The sequence below is a fragment of the Actinoplanes sp. NPDC023714 genome (genome assembly GCF_040639855.1).
Classification (GTDB): Bacteria; Actinomycetota; Actinomycetes; order Mycobacteriales; family Micromonosporaceae; genus Actinoplanes.
In genome coordinates this window covers 711,191-728,884 of the sequence record NZ_JBFAAR010000001.1, presented here as the reverse complement: position 1 = coordinate 728,884, position 17,694 = coordinate 711,191, and the positions used below count along the sequence as shown (strand labels likewise).

The window sequence follows — 17,694 nt, the reverse complement described above, 5'->3', positions numbered from 1 at the left end:
TCGCTGCCTTTTTCCGCATCGAAAGTACAGCCGGGTTGCCGGGTTGCGCCCAGCGACCCCGTGACACACTGAGATCCTCTCGCCATCGCACGACTTGGAGGAGCCACCGTGGCTGCCGAGGAACACCACGAAGAGGTCTACGCGCCGGACCAGCTCAAGCCGGGCAACCGCAAGCGGGCTCAGAAGGGCGCGATCATCTCGGCCGTCATCCTGCTGCTCTACTTCTGGGGCAACCAGCAGGGCAACACCGAGAAGGTGTGGCTCGTGGTGCTGGCGGTCGGCCTGATCGTGGTCATCGTCGGTGACGCGGTGCTGCGGCGTGCGGGTCTGCGCTCCAACGACCACTGACGTACCGGAACGACAGAAGAGGGGGCTTCCGCCCCCTCTTCTCCGTCTTCGCCCTCAGCGCCGGCGCAGGAGGATGTCCTTCACCTCGCGGAGCGCGGCGTCGACCTCGGCCTCGAAGTAGCCGTTCGGGACCAGCCCGAACTGGAGCATGTCGAGATCGTTCTCGTTCACCGGCATCGGGCCGCGGCCGGTCATCGCCTGGAGGATCCCCTCGAAGAGCCGGTCCACCTGGCTGGGGTCGTAACCGCTGCCGAAGCGCCGCGGCTGGAACGTGCGCCGCAGCTGGTCGACCCGGTGCAGCTCGCCGCCCGGCTCACCCAGCGGCGGGCCGAACTGCTGCTGCGGCGGGCCGTAGCCACCGGGCGGGCCGCTCATCGGGGCGCCCGGCATCGGCGAGCCCGGCATGGCGGAGGGCATCGGCGGCTGGCCGTAGCCGCCGCGCGGGTCGCCGCCGCGGTCCGGCATCCGGATCTCGGCGGTCATGTCGGCCTTGCCGTGCCGGCCCGGCTCGAAGCCGTCGTAGCCGCCCTGGTCGTAACCGCCCTGGTCGTAGCCGCGCTGGTCGTACTGCGGGGGCTGGTCGTAACCCTGGTCGTAGCCGGGCGGCGGGGCCTGGCGCTGCGGGGGCTGCTGCGCGTAGCCGGTGGGCTCGTCGTACCGCGCGTACGGATCCTGCTGTTGCTGTTGCTGCTGCGCGGGCTGGCGCTGCGGCATCTGCGGGGGCATCTGCAGGCGCTCGGTCGGCGGCGCCATCCGGGCCGCGGCCGGGTTCATCCCCTGGCCGGGCATTCCGGGACCGGGCATTCCAGGGTTCGGCATGCCGGGGCCGGGCATTCCGGGATTGGGCATTCCGGGGTTGGGCATACCGGGGCCGGGCATCCCCTGGCCGGGCATGCCGGGGCCGGGCTGGCCGCCGGGCGGCAGCTGGCCCATGCCGTTGCCGGGGCCGAACTGGCCGGTCCGGTCCATCTGACCGCGGTCGAGCTGGCCGCCACGGTCCATCGGGCCGGGACCGCCGAACTGGCCGCCGCGGTCCATCTGACCCGGGCCGAGCCCGCCCGGTCCGGCGCCCATGCCCTGCGGGGCGCCCATCATGCCGGGAGGGGGTCCCTGCGGCGCCGGGGGGACGGCGGAGAGGCCGCCGCGCATGGAGTCGCGCATCGGGTCGGGAGCCGGGCGGCCGCCGCGCTCCTCGAACTCGGCGAGCTGCCGCTCGACCCGGTCGAGGTGGAGGTCGACCTGCCACTCGTCGTAGCCGCCGAAACGCACCCGGAAGACGACGTCGTGCACTTCCTGCGCACCGACCGGCGGGCCCACCTGCTCCCCGGCCAGGGTCGCCTCGACCCGGTCGAGGAAGGCGTCGACCTCGTCGACCTTGTAGCCGCGCCGTAGCGCGCGCCGCCGGAAACGCTGCCCCTGACTCGTCACAACGTCTCCCACTCCGTTTGCTGGGACCTGCGCCCAGTCACTGTGCCACCTCCGCGTCGGCTGCGGCGCCCCCTGCGCTCGCTTGCGTCAGCTCGCCCGCGGCCAGTTGGCCGCATGCGCCGTCGATCTCACGCCCTCGGGTGTCCCGCACGGTGGTCGAGACGCCGGCCTCTCGCAGCCGGCGGACGAACTCACGCTCGACCGGTTTGGGACTGGCATCCCACTTGCTCCCCGGAGTGGGGTTGAGCGGGATGAGATTCACATGGGCCAGCTTGCCGCGCAGAAGCTTGCCGAGCAGGTCGGCACGCCAGGGCTGATCGTTTACGTCCCGGATCAGGGCGTATTCGATGGACACCCGACGGCCGGTCTGAGCCGCGTAATCGAACGCGGCGTCGAGCACCTCGGCCACCTTCCAACGCTGGTTGACGGGCACAAGCTCATCGCGCAGATCATCATCGGGGGCGTGCAGTGACAACGCAAGAGTCACGGAGAGCTGTTCGGCTATCAACCGGCGCATTGCGGGCACCAAACCCACCGTGGACACCGTGATGTGCCGTTGTGACAGCCCGAGACCCTCCGGCGCCGGAGAGGTGAGGCGGCGAACCGTCTCGATCACCCGGGGATAGTTGGCGAGCGGCTCGCCCATGCCCATGAAGACCACGCGGGACAGCCGGGGCGGCGATCCGGTGACCGCGCCCGAGGCCGCGACGCCGGCCAGATAGACCACCTGGTCCACGATCTCGGCGACCGACAGGTTGCGCGTGAGGCCCTGCTGGCCGGTCGCGCAGAACGGGCACGCCATGCCACAGCCGGCCTGACTCGAGACGCAGGCCGTCACCCGATCGGGGTAACCCATCAGAACGCTCTCCACGAGCGCGCCGTCGTGCAGCTTCCACAGCGTCTTGCGGGTCGCGCCGTCGTCGCAGGCCTGCTCCCGGATCGGGGTCAGCAGCTGCGGGAAGAGCTCGGCGGTGAGCCGGTCGCGGGTGGCCGCCGGGAGGTCGGTCATCTCGGCGGAGTCGCGCACCAGGCGGCCGAAGTAGTGGGTGGAGAGCTGCTTGGCGCGGAAGGCGGGCTCGCCGAGGCTCGCGACGGCGCTCTTGCGGCCCGCGAGGTCGAGGTCGGCGAGATGCCGCGGCGGCATGCTGGGGCGACGCCGGGTCGTGACCGCGTCGGGCTTGTCGGGGCTGATCGGGATGACCGGAAGAATCGTCATGGCGTATCCAGTCTCCCACGCCCGTCGAATCGCTCCCCCATAGCTGGCTCGGCCTTCACCGGGTCAGCTCGGCAAGATGATCGAAAAGAGGAGGAACGCCGTCGGAACGGCGAACAGGATGGAGTCCAATCGGTCCATCAGGCCGCCGTGCCCCGGCAGCAGGTTGCTCATGTCCTTGATCCCGAGGTCGCGCTTGAGCATCGACTCGGCCAGGTCGCCGAGGACCGCCACCACCGAGATCACCGCGCCGAACAGCAGGCCGTAGTAGACCGGGACGTCGAGCAGGAAGAAGAGCAGCGCGCCGCTGCCGATCGCGGCGGCCGTGACCGAGCCGGCGAAGCCCTCCCAGGACTTCTTCGGGCTGATCTTCGGCGCCATCGGGTGCCGGCCGAGGAAGACGCCGGCCGCGTAGCCGCCGGTGTCCGAGAGCACCACCGCGACCAGGACGCCGATCACCCGGTAGGCGCCGTCGTCCGGCTGCACCAGCATCGCCGCGAAGCTCAGCAGGAACGGCACGTAGACCGCGGTCAGCACGGTGGCGGTGAAGTCGCGGCGGATCGCCCGGACACCGTCGGCGAGGCTCCACAGCGCCGCCGCGCCGACCGTCACGGCCAGGCCGATCAGGAGGGCGTCCGGGCCTTCGTACCAGGCAAGGCCGGTCATCAGAGCGGACCCGGCCACCAGCGGGACGAGCGGCACCTTGGCGCCCGCGCCGGCGAGCGCCTTCGACATCTCCCAGACGCCCACGGCGGACGCCGCGACCAGCACGGCGAGCAGGGCCCGCCGCTCGATCAACAGCGAGGCGAGGACGACCAGGCCGAGGCTCAGGCCGACGCCGATGGCGGCCGGCAGGTTGCGGCCGGCGCGGCTCTTGCCCTGACCCTGACCGCGGCCGGCGCGGCGGCGGCCCTTCGCACCCTTCGGCGACGGCACGTCCGTCCCCATCTCGGTCACGGGAGAGTCTTCGTCCGGATACTCCGGTTGGGCAGGGTGCGCGGAAGGTTGCGCCATCTGCCACGACTGGCTTTCCGCCGGAGGCGGCCAGGCGGAGGGCTGAGGTGACGGGGGGTCGTAATAGTGCGGCGCCGGCACGTTCGTGTCGTCGCCGGGCGCACGGCCGGCACGCGGATCGAGGTAGGACATCAGATTTCGAAAAGCCCCGTCTTCCGTCGCCTTGGAGTCGGCCCCGAGCCTACTGCACAGCAAAAGCGTCCGGACAAACGAAAGCCCGGTCTCTGCACGAAGGCACAGGACCGGGCAGACGTATGGATGGAATCAGACCTCGAGCAGCTCTGCTTCCTTGTGCTTCACGAGCTCGTCGACGACCGCGACGTACTTGTGGGTCAGGTCGTCGAGCTCCTTCTCGGCGCGGCGGCCCTCGTCCTCGCCGGTGTCGCCGTCCTTCACCAGCTTGTCCAGCTGGTCCTTGGCCTTGCGGCGGATGTTGCGGATGGCGACCCGGCCGTCCTCGGCCTTGCCCCGCGCCACCTTGATCATCTCGCGGCGCCGCTCCTCCGTCATCTGCGGGAGGTGGATGCGCAGCTGCGTGCCCTCGTTGTTGGGGTTCACACCGAGGTCGGAGTCGCGGATGGCCCGCTCGATCGGGCCCAGCTGGGACGCGTCGTACGGCTTGACGATCACCATGCGGGGCTCGGGCACGCCGACCGACGCCATCTGGGTGACCGGCGTGGGCGCGCCGTAGTAGTCCACCAGGATCTTCGAGAACATCGCCGGGGTGGCCCGGCCGGTGCGGATGGCGGCGAACTCCTCCTTGGCGTGTTCGACCGCGCTGTCCATCTTCTCCTCGGCCTCGAAGAGGGTTTCCTCGATCACCGGCTCTTCTCGCCTCCTCGCTGTCTTCGGTGGTGCGGGATGTGGGGACGTGGGCACACGCTCACGCGGTGATGAGGGTGCCGATCCGCTCGCCCGCGCACGCGCGCACGATGGTGTCGTCGCCCTCCGCGCCGAAGACCAGCATCGGCAGCTTGTTCTCCTCGCAGAGGCTGAAGGCGGCCTGGTCGGCGACCCTCAAACCACGCTGAAGGAGCTCCTGGAACGTGATGTTCTCCAGCTTCTGGGCCTGCGGGTCGACCCGCGGGTCGGCGGTGTAGACACCGTCGACGCCGTTCTTGCTCATCAGGACCATGTCGGCGTGGATCTCCAGCGCGCGCTGGGCCGTCACCGTGTCGGTGGAGAAGTACGGCATGCCGGCGCCGGCGCCGAAGATGACGACGCGGCCCTTCTCGAGGTGCCGGATCGCGCGCAGCGGGATGTACGGCTCGGCGACCTGGGCCATCGTGATCGCGGTCTGCACACGCGTCTCGATGCCCTCCTTCTCCAGGAAGTCCTGGAGCGCCAGGCAGTTCATCACCGTGCCCAGCATGCCCATGTAGTCGGCACGGTTCCGGTCCATGCCGCGCTTCTGCAGCTCGGCGCCGCGGAAGAAGTTGCCGCCGCCGACCACCACGGCGACCTGGATGCCGCGCCGGTTCACGGTCGCGATCTGACGTGCCAGCGATTGGACGACGTCGGGGTCGACGCCGACCGCGCCACCGCCGAACACCTCACCGGAGAGCTTGAGGACTACCCGCCGCGGCCGCATGGTCGGCGGGTTCTCGTCAACCGTGGCGGACTGCTCGGTCACCATCGTCATGAGACCCGCCTTCCCTTCAGTTTCTGCAGGAGACCTTATGCGACGGGGAGGCCGGTCGCTGAATCGCGTACCCGACCTCCCGCATCATTGCGTTTCTGGAGCCTTACTCCTGGCCGACCTCGTACCGGACGAACCGGGTGACCTCGATGCCGACCTCGCTGAGGACCTGCTTGACGGTCTTCTTGTTGTCGGTCACCGACGCCTGCTCGAGCAGGACGAAGTCCTTGAAGAAGGAGTTCACCCGGCCCTCGATGATCTTCGGCAGGGCCTGCTCCGGCTTGCCCTCCTCGCGAGCGGTCTGCTCGGCGACCCGGCGCTCGGTCTCGACGACCTCGGCCGGGACCTCCTCGCGGGTGAGGTACTTCGGGCGCATCGCGGCGATCTGCATGCCGACGCCGCGGGCGTCCGCGTCACCGGCCTCGTCGGTCTTGCCGGAGTACTCGACCAGGACGCCGACCTGCGGCGGGAGGTCCTGCGCCTTGCGGTGCAGGTAGACCGCGACGGTGCCGTCGAGGATCGTGAAGCGGTTCAGGACGATCTTCTCGCCGATCTTGGCGGAGTAGTCCTGGATGGTGTCGGCGACGGTCTTGCCGTCCTCCAGCGTCGCGGCCAGCAGGGCGGCCGCGTCGGCCGTCTTGTTCGCCTCGCCGAACTTGACCAGGCGGTCGCCGAGGGCGACGAAGTCCGGGGTCTTGGCGACGAAGTCGGTCTCGCAGTTCAGCTCGAGCAGAGCCTTGCCGGAGTGGGCGACGATGCCGTTGGCGGCGGTGCGGCCGGCACGCTTGCCGACGTCCTTCGCGCCCTTGATGCGCAGGAACTCGACGGCCTTGTCGAAGTCGCCCTCAGCCTCGTCGAGCGCCTTCTTGCAGTCCATCATGCCGGCACCGGTGAGGTCGCGGAGCTTCTTGACGTCCGCGGCGGTGAAGTTAGCCATGACTCTTCTCTCGATGTCAGTTCGGGACTCGGCCGCCGCCGCGAGCGCAGCGGCGGCCGAAACGCACCTGGGACTGAGCCGGAATTACTCGGCGGGAACGGCCGCGACGGGCTCGGCCGGCGCCTCGGTGGCCGGAGCCTCGGCAGCGGGAGCCTCGGCGGCCTTCTTCTCGGAGCCCTCGTAGAGGTCGCGCTCCCACTCGGGGAGCGGCTCGCCGGCGGCGACGGTGCCCGCCTCGGGCTTCTCGTCGGCGTTGCCGCCACGGCCACGGCCCGAGCGGGCGATCAGGCCGTCGGCCACCGCGGCGGCGATGACCTTGGTCAGCAGCTCGGCGGAGCGGATCGCGTCGTCGTTGCCCGGGATCGGGAAGTCGACCTCGTCCGGGTCACAGTTGGTGTCCAGCACCGCGATGACCGGGATGCCCAGCTTGCGGGCCTCGTCGACGGCGATGTGCTCCTTCTTGGTGTCCACGACCCAGATCGCCGACGGCGTCTTGCTCATGTCACGCAGACCACCGAGGGTCTTGGTGAGCTTGGTCTTCTCGCGGAAGAGCTGGAGGGTCTCCTTCTTGGTGTAACCGGCGGCGGTGCCGCTCAGGTCACCCAGAGCCTCGAGCTCCTTCATGCGCTGGAGACGCTTGTAGACCGTCTGGAAGTTGGTCAGCATGCCACCCAGCCAGCGGTGGTTCACGTACGGCTGGCCGACCCGCGTCGCCTGCTCGGCGATGGCCTCCTGAGCCTGCTTCTTGGTGCCGACGAAGAGGATGCTGCCACCCTCGGCGACGGTGTCCCGCACGAAGCTGTAGGCCTTCTCGATGTAGTCGAGGGTCTGGCGCAGGTCGATGATGTAGATGCCGTTGCGCTCGGTGAAGATGAAGCGCTTCATCTTCGGGTTCCAGCGCCGGGTCTGGTGCCCGAAGTGGACACCGCTCTCCAGCAGCTGACGCATGGTCACGACGGCCATGGTGTTACTCCCTGATCTTCCCTGGTTGTCACGCCCACCGGCGGTGAGCGTCCTGGCGCCCGGTCGGCGGCCATGGTCGGACCCGAGAGGATCGGGACCAGGGAAGGCCGCCGCCGCCGGCCGCCGGCACCGGGAGACCGGTGAGACAGCACCTGCGGAGGGCGCGCGAGGTCGACCGCACGAGGCGGTCGCCGTCGACAAGCATACGCCAACCGGCGCGGCGGCCCGGGCGGCCCTCGGTGGCCGCCGACTATCACACCGAAAGGGCGCGCTGGGGCTTTCCACAATCCCGCCCCGTCCACAGGCCGCGGCGCGGCGGCCCGGCGCCCGTGCCAGCGTCCGGAGGCATGACGACACAGCGACGGGCGGTCGGCGCCTACGGCGAACGGCTCGCGGCCCGGCACCTCCAGGAGAGCGGCCTCGTGCTGCTGGACCGCAACTGGCGCTGCGCGGAGGGCGAGGTCGACCTGATCCTGCGCGACGGCGACGACGTGGTGTTCTGCGAGGTCAAGACGCGCCGGACGGCCACCTTCGGGCCACCGGCCGGCGCGGTCGGCGAGCGGAAGGTGCGCAAACTGCGCCTGCTCGCCCGCCGCTGGCTGGCCGAGACCGGGATCCGCCCCCGGGAGGTCCGCTTCGACGTGGTGGAGGTGCTGCCGCAGCCGCGCGGCGCCACCCGCGTCGTGCACATCCGGGCGGCCTTCTGATGAGCTACGCGCGCGTGCTCTGCGCCGGCCTGGCCGGCGTCACCGGTCATCTGGTCGAGGTCGAGGCGGACCTCTCGATGGGCCTGCCCGCCCTGGTGCTCACCGGGCTGCCGGACACCGCCCTTCATGAAGCAAGAGATCGGGTACGGGCGGCAGTCCTCAATTCCGGCCGCGACTGGCCGAACCGCCGGATCACGGTCAACCTCCTCCCGGCCGGCCTGCCGAAGCACGGCAGCGGCTTCGACCTGGCGGTGGCCGCCGCGGTGCTGGCCGGAGCGGGCCAACTGCCCCCGGAACGGCTCACGGGCGTCGCCCTCCTCGGCGAACTGGGCCTGGACGGCACGGTCCGCCCCATCCGTGGCGTCCTCCCGATGGTCGCGGCCGCCGCCCGGGCCGGTGTGACCCGGGTGGTGGTGCCGGTCGAGAACGCCCACGAGGCCGGCGTCGTGCCGGGCGTCTCGGTCCGCGCGGTCGACTCCCTGCACCGCCTCGTCGAGTACGCGGCGGGCAACGGCTCTCTTCTCGAACCGCCCCCGATGGCTCCGCCACCATCCCGGCGTGATCCGGACCTTTCCGATCTGTCCGGCATGCCGACGGCGCGGTACGCGTTGGAGATCGCCGCAGCGGGTGGTCACCATCTGGCGCTCTTCGGTCCGCCCGGAGCGGGCAAGACCATGCTGGCCGAGCGCCTGCCCTCGATCCTTCCGGAGCTGGACGACGAGGCCGCCCTGGAGGTGACGGCCCTCCAGTCGATCGCCGGGGTCCTCCCGCCGGGCAGTGGTCTCGTCCGCCGTCCCCCGTTCCAGGCGCCGCACCACTCCGCCAGCTCGGCGTCGCTCATCGGCGGCGGTCCCGGGCTGGCGCGGCCCGGCGCCATGTCCCTGGCCCATCGGGGCGTCCTGTTCCTCGACGAGATCCCGGAGATCTCGCGGAACACGCTGCAGGCGCTGCGCCAGCCCCTGGAGAGCGGATGGGTGGTCCTGGCTCGCTCCCGGGGCTCCACCGAGTACCCGGCCCGGGTCCAGCTCGTGATCGCCGCGAACCCGTGTCCGTGCGCCTCGGCCGCCGGCGATCAGCACTGCACCTGCCCGCCCTCGGTGCGGCGACGCTACCTGGGCAAGCTGTCCGGCCCTCTGCTGGACCGGATCGACATCAAGGTCACCGTGCAACCCCTCCGTGCCGTGCAACTCACGGATCTCTCCGCACCGGCCGAGTCGTCGGCGACGGTGGCGGCCAGGGTGGCCCGCGCTCGCGAGATCGCGCGCGCACGGTGGTCGGAGACGGGCTGGCGGCTCAACGGAGAGGTGCCGGGGCCGGCTCTCCGGCGTCCGCCGTGGGGACTGCCGCCCTCGGATACCCGGGTGTTGCGTGCGGCGCTCGATCGCGGCGCGCTGTCCGCCCGCGGCTTCGACCGTGCCCTGCGGCTCGCCTGGACCATCGCCGACCTGGACGGCCGTGACCGCCCCGGCCGGAACGACGTGGCCGAGGCCTTCGAGCTCCGGATGGGCGAGTTCATCCGTCAGGCACGGCCGGAGGAGGCGGACTCCCGTGCGGAACCGGAGGTGGCCCGTGACGACGCAGCCTGACGCGGAGCGGGTGGCGAGGGTCGCCCTCACCTGGCTGTTCGAGCCGGGGAATCGGGTCGTGTGGGAGCTGGTGCGGCAGGTGGGTGCCGTGGAGGCGCTCGGTGTCCTGCTGGGGAAGGGGCTGCCGGACGGCCGGCTGCGGGCCACCGTGGCGGCGCGGCTGGCGGCCGGGGATCCGCGGCGGTTCGCGGAGACGGCTCTGCGGCGGGGTGGGCGGCTCGGGGCCCGGCTCGTGGTGCCGTCGGACCCGGAGTGGCCGGCGCGGGTGGACGATCTCGCCACGCTGGAGCTGGACACCGGTGGGCGGATCGACCAGGACACCCGGCCGCCGCTGTGTTTCTGGGTACGCGGTGATCCGCCGCTGGGCGAGACGCTGGCCCGGTCGGTGGCGATCGTCGGGGCGCGGGCGGCGAGCTCGTACGGGGTGCACGTGGCCGGGGACATGGCGCACTCCCTCGCCGAGCGCGGGTGGACCGTGGTCTCGGGCGGGGCCTTCGGCGTCGACGCCGCTGCCCATCGGGGCGCGATCGTGGCGGGTGGCCGTACCGTCGCGGTTTTGGCCTGTGGGGTGGAACGGCCCTATCCGGTGGGCAACACGGCGATGTTCGGGCAGGTGCTGGAGCAGGGGCTGATCGTCAGCGAGTGGCCGCTCGGGGCCGAGCCGCTGCGGCACCGGTTCCTGGTCCGCAACCGGGTGATCGCGGCCGCGACGGCCGGGACCGTCGTGGTGGAGGCGGCCGCGCGCAGCGGCGCGACCCAGACGATGGGCCGGGTGCTGGCGCTGAACCGGCCGGCCATGGTGGTGCCGGGGCCGGTCACCTCGGCCATGTCGGTGGGCTGCCACGCGATCCTGCGCGCCAACCCGTACGCCCACGTCGTCACGTCCGCCGACGACGTGCTCGAGGACGTCGGCCCGATCGGCGAATACCTGCAGGAGACGCCGCGCGGGGCGGACCGGGAGCGGGACGGGCTGGACGAGGAGTCGTCACTCGTCATCGAGGCGCTGCCGGCGCGGGGCGCGTCCACTCCGGAGGAGATCGCGGCGGCCACCGGGCTGGGAGTGCGGGCCGTGCTCCGGCGTCTGTCGTTCCTGGAGCTGGCCGGCCTCGTGGTCCGCCGGGGCGAAGGCGTGGAGCTGGCCGGGATCGCCGGGAGAACGAAACCCTTTACACCTGGTAAAGCACCATAGGAGTGATTCTCCCGGCATGATCGCCGCACACCGGGGGCCGGCCCGTCCCTGGCCGGCGAACGTCCGCCGGCGGATGGCCGGTGCTTGCGGCGCGCCGGGGGTCGGCGGCGCGCGGCGGGGTCAGTCCTCGGAGTCGTCGAGGTCGCGGCGATGGACCTTCATCCATGCTTCCACGTCCTCCACGAGCCAAACCTTGCCCTGAGCAAGGTCGGCGACCGGCTTCGGAAAGTCGGCGCGACTCGTGATCTGGTACGCCCGCTGCCGGCTGACTCCGCCCAGCCGGATGCGAATCTCGTGTGCGCCCATGAGGCGGATCGGCTTCACTCCCACATGATCGACCGTAGGCGTGGGACTATTAGTCACGGGGAAAGTCGGTCTGACGCAACTAGGTCCGGGACAACTACTCTGGTTGGCTTGCACCGCAGCTCAACGCGGATATCCCGGCCGGCCTGGAGGACCCCATGGGACATGTCGAGCACACCTACGAACGACCACACTGGGGTTGCCGCGAGTGCGGCCTGCCCTGGCCCTGCCCCACCGCGGTGAAGGATCTGTCCACCGAGTACCGCGTCTTCCCGTCGCTGCTGGCCGTCTACGTCGGCCAGCTGATGTACGAAGCGCTCGAGGACATGTGGGCGGACGGGACGTCGCTGCCCGATCTGCACGGGCGGTTCCTGGCGTGGGTGCCGCGGACACCCGAGGAGAGGTGAGCCGGAGGGCGCCGGATGGGACAATCGGCGGCGATGCGTACCCGTCAGATGCACGAGGCCCTGCCACCGGCGCTACGCCAGGCGGTGGACGACTTCGGGCACCACCTCGCCGGCGTCGAGAACCGGTCCGAGCACACCGTGCGCGCCTACCTCGGCGACGTGGTGTCGCTGCTCGACCACGCCGTCCGGGAGGGCCGGACCGGCCTCGCCGACCTGGACATCACGGTGCTGCGCGGCTGGCTGGCCGCGCGGATGAGCGAGGGCGCCGCCCGTACGTCGCAGGCTCGCCGCGCCGCGGCGGCCCGTGCCTTCACCGGCTGGGCCCACCGGATGGGCCGCGCCCCGGAGAACCCGGGCGCCCAGCTCGCCAGCCCGCGCGCCCACCGCGACCTGCCCACCGTGCTCCGCGCCGACCAGGCCGAGGCCCTCGTAACCCAACGACGAGCGGCGGAACCCGAGCAGCAAGCCGCGGAAAAGGCGGAGAAGGACCAGCACGCGGCGGAGGGACAGCGAACACCCGAGGCGATCCGCGACCGCGCGGTCCTGGAGATGCTCTACGCCACCGGGATCCGCGTGTCCGAGCTGTGCGGGCTGAACCGCGCCGACGTCGACCACGGCCGGCAGGTGGTCCGGGTGCTCGGCAAGGGGGCGAAGGAGCGTGCCGTCCCCTACGGCCACCCGGCCCGGGACGCGCTCGGCCTCTGGCTCCGCGCCGGCCGGCCGGAGCTGGCGAACCGGCAGAGCCGGGACGCGCTCTTCCTCGGCGCGAAGGGCGGCCGGCTCCAGCCGACGGTGGTGCGCCGGATCGTCGCGGCGGCGGCCCGGGCGGCCGGTCTGCCGCACCTCAGCCCGCACGGCCTGCGGCACTCGGCGGCCACCCATCTGCTCGACGGCGGCGCCGACCTGCGTGCCGTGCAGGAGCTGCTCGGCCACAGTTCGCTGTCGAGCACACAGATCTACACCCATGTGTCGACCGAGCGCCTGCGGGCGGCGTTCAAACAGGCACACCCCCGCGCCTGAGGACGTACGATCCGTCCATGAGCGCCGAAGATCCGCCCCGGTCCATACCCGGCGCCCGCCTGATGTTCTCGCTGGATCCGGCGGTGTCCTATCTGAACCACGGATCCTTCGGCGCGGTCCCGGTCAACGTGCAGCGCGTCCAGCAGCGCCTGCGCGACGAGATGGAGGCGAACCCGCTCCGCTTCTACGGCACCGGGCTGCTCGACCGGGTGGTCCACACCCGACGGCACCTGGCCGCCTTCCTCGGCGCCGACCCGGACGGCAGCGCCCTGGTCCCGAACACCACGGCCGCCGTCTCCCTGGTCCTCCAGTCGATCCGCTTCGCGCCGGCCGAGGAGGTGCTGCTCACCGACCACTCCTACGGCGCGGTGGCGATGGCGGTGCGGCGTCAGTGCCGGCGTACCGGCGCGACCGCGCGGACCGTGGCGATCCCGCTGGGCGCGACCGACGCCGAGGTGGTCTCCCGGGTCCGGGCCGCGTTGCGGCCCGGCCGGACCCGGCTGCTGGTGGTCGATCAGGTCGCTTCGGCGACGGCTTCGCACTTCCCGGTACGGGAGATAGTGGCCGCCGCCCGGGAACACGACATCCCGGTGCTCGTCGACGCCGCCCACGTGCCGGGCATGCTCCCGGTCGACGTCGGCGCGCTCGGCGCCGACTTCTGGGTCGGCAACCTGCACAAGTGGGCGTGGGCGCCGCGCGGCACGGCCCTGCTGAGCGTCGCCCCGGCCTGGCGGCGGCGGATCGACCCGCTCGTCGTCTCCTGGGAGCACGACGAGGGATATCCGCTGGCGGTGGAGTTCCAGGGGACCATCGACTACACCCCGTGGCTGGCCGCCCCGGCCGGCGTCTTCACGCTGCGCACCCTCGGGTGGGAGGCGGTGCGGAAGCACAACACGGAGCTGGCGGCGTACGGGCAACGGGTTGTCGGCCAGGCACTCGGCCTCGCCCCCTCGGATCTGCCCGACCCCGGCGGACCGGGGATCGCCATGCGGGTGGTGCCGTTGCCGGCCGGGATCGCGACGACCACGCCGGAGGCGATCGCCCTGCGCCAGCGGATCTCCGACAAGCTGGCGGTGGAGACCGCCGTGAACGCGTGGGGTGGGCGCGGGCTGCTCCGGCTGAGCGCCCAGGTCTACAACCGGCCCGAGGAATACCTGCATCTCGCCGAGCACCTGCCGGCCCTGCTGGCGACGCTGCAACGCTAGAGAGGCAGCAGTCTGACCCGGCCCAGGCCGAGCAGCGCCAGCGGATCGAGGTAGTCGTCGTCGCGGCGCAGCCCCCAGTGCAGGCAGACCGGCGCGGGACACCCCGGGTGACCGATTTCGACCACGCCGATCGGGTCACCGGCCGCCACCCGGTCGCCGAGCGCGACGCTCGCCGTGACGGGCTGGTAGGTGGTCCGCAGGCCGCCCGCGTGCGCCACGCTCACCACGCCGCGACCGGCCACCCGACCGGCGAAGACGACGGTCCCGGCGCCGGACGCCCGGACCGCGGCGGACGGCCGGGACGCCAGATCGACGCCACGATGGCCGGCGAGCCAGCGCTCGGGCGGCGGATCGAACCGCCGCACGACCTGCGGCGCCGCGACCGGCCACCGGAATGGTGCAGGCGCCGGCTCCACCAGGGCCAGCAGGAGAATCAGCAGGATCGGCATGCCGGCCAGCGTGCCCGGATGCCTCCCCCGCCGCGACCGGCCCTGTGGACGAACGCCCGCTGTGGAAAACCTATCCGCCGAAGCCGGCGTCGTCCGGCAGCGAGATGTCGGGCTTCTCCAGCTCTTCGACGTTCACGTCCTTGAACGTCATGACCCGCACGTTCTTCACGAAGCGGGCCGGGCGGTACATGTCCCAGACCCAGGCGTCGTGCATCTCGACCTCGAAGTACACCTCGCCGTCGGAGTTGCGCACGTGCAGGTCGACCTGGTTGGCCAGGTAGAACCGGCGCTCCGTCTCCACGACGTAGGAGAACTGGCGGACGATGTCGCGGTACTCCCGGTAGAGCTGCAGCTCCATCTCGGTCTCGTACTTCTCGAGATCCTCTGCGCTCATCGTTTCTCGCCCTCCATGGCCTTATCTTCCCCCACCGGCGCCGGTGGCTGAGGTTGTCCGCCCGACGCCACGCCGACGGTACCCTCAGCGGCCTCCGGACGCAGCAGCGGCTCGGTAACGGCTGCGTCGAAGTTAGCGGCCGGGTCGAACAATGTCGCCACCGGCTCGGCGGGCCGGCGGGCGCGGGGCGGGCGGTTGCCACGCCCGGAGGCGGCCGCCACATTGACGTACGAGAATCGGTGCTCGGCGCACGGCCCGTGCTCGCGCAGGGCGGCGGTGTGGTCGTCGGTGATGTAGCCCTTGTGCACGGCGAAGCCGTACTTCGGGAACTTCTCGTCGAGCTCCACCATGAGCCGGTCCCGGGTGACCTTGGCGAGCACGCTGGCGGCCGCGACGCAGGCGGCGACCCGGTCGCCTTTCCACACCGCGAGGCCGGGCACGCCCAGGCCGTCGACCGGGAAGCCGTCGGTCAGCACGTATTCCGGGCGGACCGTCAGCGACGCCAGCGCCCGGCGCATCGCCGCGAGGTTGCAGACGTGCAGCCCGCGCGCGTCCACCTCGGTGGGCGGAATGATCATCACGGACCAGGCCAACGCTTTCGCCACGACGTGGTCGTAGACGCGCTCGCGGGCCGCAGCGGTCAGCAGCTTGGAGTCGGCCAGGCCGGGGATCTCACCGCGCTTGCCCTCGGGCAGGATCGCGGCGGCCGCCACCAGCGGGCCGGCACAGGCGCCGCGGCCCGCCTCGTCGGCGCCGGCCACGAACCGGAAGCCCCGGCGCTGCAGGGCCTGCTCGAGCGCGTAGAGGCCGGCCTCCCGGCGGACCACGGTGCGGGGTGGTGCCAGCATCAGACGGCCTCTCCCACCGCGACGGCGCGCAGCAGCGTCGCGAGCTCCCGCGGGAACACCTGCTCGGCGGTCGTCTCGATCTCGGCGGCCGACCACCAGCGATGCTCGGTGATGGTCAGCTGCTCGGTCGCGTCCATCCCGGCGGTGTCGACCTGCCACTCGGCGACGCGCAGCACGTAGAAGTCCTGATCCTGCCGGTACGCATTGCCGTCGAACTCGAACTCGGTCACCTCGTGCCACACCGGGGCGCCGAGGCCGGCCGGCTCGCAGCGCAGCCCGGTCTCCTCGAAGAGCTCGCGGGCTGCCGCCTCGACGGTCGTCTCGCCGGGCTCCAGGCCGCCGCCGGGCGTGAACCACCAGCGCGTGCCGGGACGGGCCGGATCGCCGCCGTGCAGCAGCAGAACCCGCCCGGCCCGGTCGAGGAGCAGGACGCGGCCGGCGCGGCGGTCGATCACGGTCACGGAACCAAGCTTATTTCGCTCGTGGACGGCCCGGCGAATCGGTCACTTGCCGGCGGCGTTCGGGATCGACTCGTACGAGTCCGGCACCGACAGCCAGGTGGCCCGGCCGGCCGGCCAGAAGATGGTGAACGCGCGGCCGACGACCGAGTCGATCGGGACCGTCGCGTCGGCCAGCTTGCCGTCCTCGTCGGTGGCGCTGCTCTGCTCGTAGTGCTCCAGCGAGTCGCCGGAGGCCTCCCGGTGGTCGCCCATCACCCAGAGCCGGCCGGCCGGCACGGTGATGTCGAAGTTCTGGTCGGCCACCTGGTTCCGGGTGCCGTCGTCCTCGGTGTAGATGTACGGCTCGTCGAGGGAGACGCCGTTGATGACGAGGCGCTGCTCGTTGTCGCAGCAGACCACGTTGTCGCCGGGGGTGCCGATGACCCGCTTGATGAAGTCTTCGCCCTCGGTGCCGGACTGCCACTCGGACGGCGCCTTGAACACGATGATCTCGCCGCGGCGGGGGTCACGGAAGTCGTAGACGAGCTTGTTGACCAGGACCCGGTCCCAGACGTTGAGCGTGTGCTCCATCGACGGGGACGGGATGTAGAACGTCTGGAGGACGAAGGCGCGGACCAGAACCGCGACCAGGATCGCCACGCCCAGCAGAATGGGTAGCTCGCGCCAGAACGAACCCTTGCGCTTCTCGGTCTGCTCGTCAATCACGCTCGGAGCCTACGTCGTCGAGTCACGAACGACATGCCGGAACGCGCGGATAAAACGACACCGAGCAGAAGCGGCAGAACCTCGGTGGCCACCATCGGCTCGGGTTCCCGATAGGGCACCGGGCGCGCCGCGGCCGCGGTCGGATGCTCGGCCGCGAACTGTTTCCACACGTCAGGCACGCTCAGACTGGTGAAGTGATCACTCGGCCAGACCACCACGAAGGCGCGGCCGATCACGTTCTCGATCGGCACCGGTCCCTGGCAGCGGGCATCCTGGGAGACCGATCGGTGGTCGCCCATCACGAACATCTGGCCGGCCGGCACGGTCAGCTCGGCGAACCGGCGGCTCGTGCACTGACCCGGGATGGGCGGCTGGTTCAGGTCGGAGTTGAAGCCCTCGGCGATGTACGGCTCGTCGATGCCGACGCCGTTCACGGTGATCCGGCCCTGCTCGTCGCAGCAGGCGACCTTGTCACCCGGAAGGCCGATCACCCGTTTGATGAAATCGCGCTCGCCGGGCCGGCTCACGCCGACCAGATCGCCGATCGTCCGGCCGAGCTTCGCGACGAAGGTGTTGCTGACCGTCTCGGTCACCTCGGGCGCCCAGTCGTCGGTGCCGCGGAACACCACGACCTCGCCGCGCAGCGGGTCGCGCATGTCGTAGACGACCTTGTTGACCAGGACCCGGTCCTTGATCTGCAGGGTGTTCTCCATCGACCCGGAGGGGATGTAGAACGCCTGGACCAGGAAGGTGCGGATCAGCACCGCCAGGCAGAACGCCACCACGAGCAGCAGAGGCAACTCCTGCCACAGCGGCATCTCCTTGCGCCGGATCACGCCCCGGCGCCGTCGGGACGGCCGATAGCCTTCCATCGGTTC

The 17,694-nt window shown here is 71.3% G+C and carries 21 protein-coding genes; 7 read left to right on the top strand and 14 right to left on the bottom strand.

Annotated features, from left to right (window positions below; all coding sequences use genetic code 11):
• Window positions 1–108 precede the first annotated feature (108 nt).
• Window positions 109–348 (top strand): DUF2631 domain-containing protein, encoded by a 240-nt coding sequence (locus AB0G10_RS03545; RefSeq protein WP_360915838.1) that lies wholly within the window; start codon window positions 109–111, stop codon window positions 346–348.
• Window positions 349–402: 54 nt separating this feature from the next.
• Here the strand turns inward: AB0G10_RS03545 and AB0G10_RS03540 are convergent, their stop codons facing one another.
• The 7 genes from AB0G10_RS03540 to rpsB all read right to left on the bottom strand — a co-directional run bounded on the left by AB0G10_RS03540 (window position 403) and on the right by rpsB (window position 7,542).
• On the bottom strand, window positions 403–1,776 hold the full coding sequence (locus tag AB0G10_RS03540) for a DivIVA domain-containing protein (RefSeq protein WP_360915835.1): 1,374 nt from the start codon (window positions 1,774–1,776) through the stop codon (window positions 403–405).
• A 37-nt stretch (window positions 1,777–1,813) separates the two neighbouring features.
• A complete protein-coding gene (gene rlmN, locus AB0G10_RS03535; RefSeq protein ID WP_360915832.1) occupies window positions 1,814–2,992 on the bottom strand; it encodes a 23S rRNA (adenine(2503)-C(2))-methyltransferase RlmN in 1,179 nt (392 codons plus the stop codon).
• Between the two features lie 63 nt (window positions 2,993–3,055).
• Complete coding sequence (locus AB0G10_RS03530; RefSeq protein ID WP_360915829.1) at window positions 3,056–4,135, bottom strand: phosphatidate cytidylyltransferase; 1,080 nt, start codon at window positions 4,133–4,135, stop codon at window positions 3,056–3,058.
• Between the two features lie 132 nt (window positions 4,136–4,267).
• A complete protein-coding gene (gene frr, locus AB0G10_RS03525) occupies window positions 4,268–4,825 on the bottom strand; it encodes a ribosome recycling factor (protein ID WP_360915826.1) in 558 nt (185 codons plus the stop codon).
• 61 nt (window positions 4,826–4,886) lie between these two features.
• Window positions 4,887–5,639: a UMP kinase gene (pyrH, locus tag AB0G10_RS03520; protein WP_360917943.1), complete on the bottom strand. Its 753-nt coding sequence runs from the start codon at window positions 5,637–5,639 to the stop codon at window positions 4,887–4,889.
• Window positions 5,640–5,748: 109 nt separating this feature from the next.
• Window positions 5,749–6,579 carry a translation elongation factor Ts gene (gene tsf / locus AB0G10_RS03515; protein WP_360915823.1) on the bottom strand — a complete coding sequence of 277 codons (831 nt, stop codon included), beginning with the start codon at window positions 6,577–6,579 and terminating at the stop codon, window positions 5,749–5,751.
• 84 nt (window positions 6,580–6,663) lie between these two features.
• The gene (rpsB, locus tag AB0G10_RS03510; protein WP_360915820.1) at window positions 6,664–7,542 is read right to left on the bottom strand and encodes a 30S ribosomal protein S2; all 879 of its coding nucleotides are present in this window, start codon (window positions 7,540–7,542) and stop codon (window positions 6,664–6,666) included.
• Window positions 7,543–7,889: 347 nt separating this feature from the next.
• On the opposite strand from rpsB, the gene AB0G10_RS03505 reads away from it, so the two are divergent.
• The 3 genes from AB0G10_RS03505 to AB0G10_RS03495 are packed head-to-tail and all read left to right on the top strand — an operon-like array spanning window position 7,890 to window position 11,024.
• Window positions 7,890–8,249, top strand: coding sequence for a YraN family protein (locus AB0G10_RS03505; protein ID WP_360915817.1), 360 nt, complete (start codon window positions 7,890–7,892; stop codon window positions 8,247–8,249).
• A complete protein-coding gene (locus tag AB0G10_RS03500) occupies window positions 8,249–9,835 on the top strand; it encodes a YifB family Mg chelatase-like AAA ATPase (protein ID WP_360915814.1) in 1,587 nt (528 codons plus the stop codon). Before AB0G10_RS03505 ends, AB0G10_RS03500 begins: the two co-directional genes overlap by 1 nt.
• Complete coding sequence (locus AB0G10_RS03495) at window positions 9,819–11,024, top strand: DNA-processing protein DprA (protein ID WP_360915811.1); 1,206 nt, start codon at window positions 9,819–9,821, stop codon at window positions 11,022–11,024. Before AB0G10_RS03500 ends, AB0G10_RS03495 begins: the two co-directional genes overlap by 17 nt.
• A gap of 120 nt (window positions 11,025–11,144) precedes the next feature.
• Here the strand turns inward: AB0G10_RS03495 and AB0G10_RS03490 are convergent, their stop codons facing one another.
• The gene (locus AB0G10_RS03490; RefSeq protein ID WP_127554092.1) at window positions 11,145–11,330 is read right to left on the bottom strand and encodes a DNA-binding protein; all 186 of its coding nucleotides are present in this window, start codon (window positions 11,328–11,330) and stop codon (window positions 11,145–11,147) included.
• A 155-nt stretch (window positions 11,331–11,485) separates the two neighbouring features.
• On the opposite strand from AB0G10_RS03490, the gene AB0G10_RS03485 reads away from it, so the two are divergent.
• The 3 genes from AB0G10_RS03485 to AB0G10_RS03475 are packed head-to-tail and all read left to right on the top strand — an operon-like array spanning window position 11,486 to window position 13,959.
• The gene (locus AB0G10_RS03485; RefSeq protein ID WP_360915808.1) at window positions 11,486–11,734 is read left to right on the top strand and encodes a hypothetical protein; all 249 of its coding nucleotides are present in this window, start codon (window positions 11,486–11,488) and stop codon (window positions 11,732–11,734) included.
• Window positions 11,735–11,767: 33 nt separating this feature from the next.
• On the top strand, window positions 11,768–12,754 hold the full coding sequence (locus tag AB0G10_RS03480) for a tyrosine recombinase XerC (RefSeq protein WP_360915805.1): 987 nt from the start codon (window positions 11,768–11,770) through the stop codon (window positions 12,752–12,754).
• A 17-nt stretch (window positions 12,755–12,771) separates the two neighbouring features.
• On the top strand, window positions 12,772–13,959 hold the full coding sequence (locus AB0G10_RS03475) for an aminotransferase class V-fold PLP-dependent enzyme (RefSeq protein WP_360915802.1): 1,188 nt from the start codon (window positions 12,772–12,774) through the stop codon (window positions 13,957–13,959).
• Here the strand turns inward: AB0G10_RS03475 and AB0G10_RS03470 are convergent.
• The 6 genes from AB0G10_RS03470 to lepB (AB0G10_RS03445) form a co-directional block, all read right to left on the bottom strand.
• The gene (locus tag AB0G10_RS03470) at window positions 13,956–14,408 is read right to left on the bottom strand and encodes a M23 family metallopeptidase (protein ID WP_360915799.1); all 453 of its coding nucleotides are present in this window, start codon (window positions 14,406–14,408) and stop codon (window positions 13,956–13,958) included. The two genes, AB0G10_RS03475 and AB0G10_RS03470, sit on opposite strands and share 4 nt — an antisense overlap.
• 70 nt (window positions 14,409–14,478) lie before the next feature.
• Window positions 14,479–14,802 (bottom strand): DUF2469 domain-containing protein, encoded by a 324-nt coding sequence (locus AB0G10_RS03465; RefSeq protein WP_014447123.1) that lies wholly within the window; start codon window positions 14,800–14,802, stop codon window positions 14,479–14,481.
• A complete protein-coding gene (locus AB0G10_RS03460) occupies window positions 14,799–15,650 on the bottom strand; it encodes a ribonuclease HII (protein ID WP_360915796.1) in 852 nt (283 codons plus the stop codon). Before AB0G10_RS03460 ends, AB0G10_RS03465 begins: the two co-directional genes overlap by 4 nt.
• Complete coding sequence (locus AB0G10_RS03455; protein WP_360915793.1) at window positions 15,650–16,111, bottom strand: NUDIX domain-containing protein; 462 nt, start codon at window positions 16,109–16,111, stop codon at window positions 15,650–15,652. Before AB0G10_RS03455 ends, AB0G10_RS03460 begins: the two co-directional genes overlap by 1 nt.
• Before the next feature lie 42 nt (window positions 16,112–16,153).
• Window positions 16,154–16,816, bottom strand: coding sequence for a signal peptidase I (gene lepB / locus AB0G10_RS03450; protein WP_360915790.1), 663 nt, complete (start codon window positions 16,814–16,816; stop codon window positions 16,154–16,156).
• On the bottom strand, window positions 16,813–17,688 hold the full coding sequence (gene lepB, locus AB0G10_RS03445; RefSeq protein ID WP_360917942.1) for a signal peptidase I: 876 nt from the start codon (window positions 17,686–17,688) through the stop codon (window positions 16,813–16,815). The genes lepB (AB0G10_RS03450) and lepB (AB0G10_RS03445) overlap by 4 nt, the downstream gene beginning before the upstream one ends.
• Window positions 17,689–17,694 lie beyond the last annotated feature (6 nt).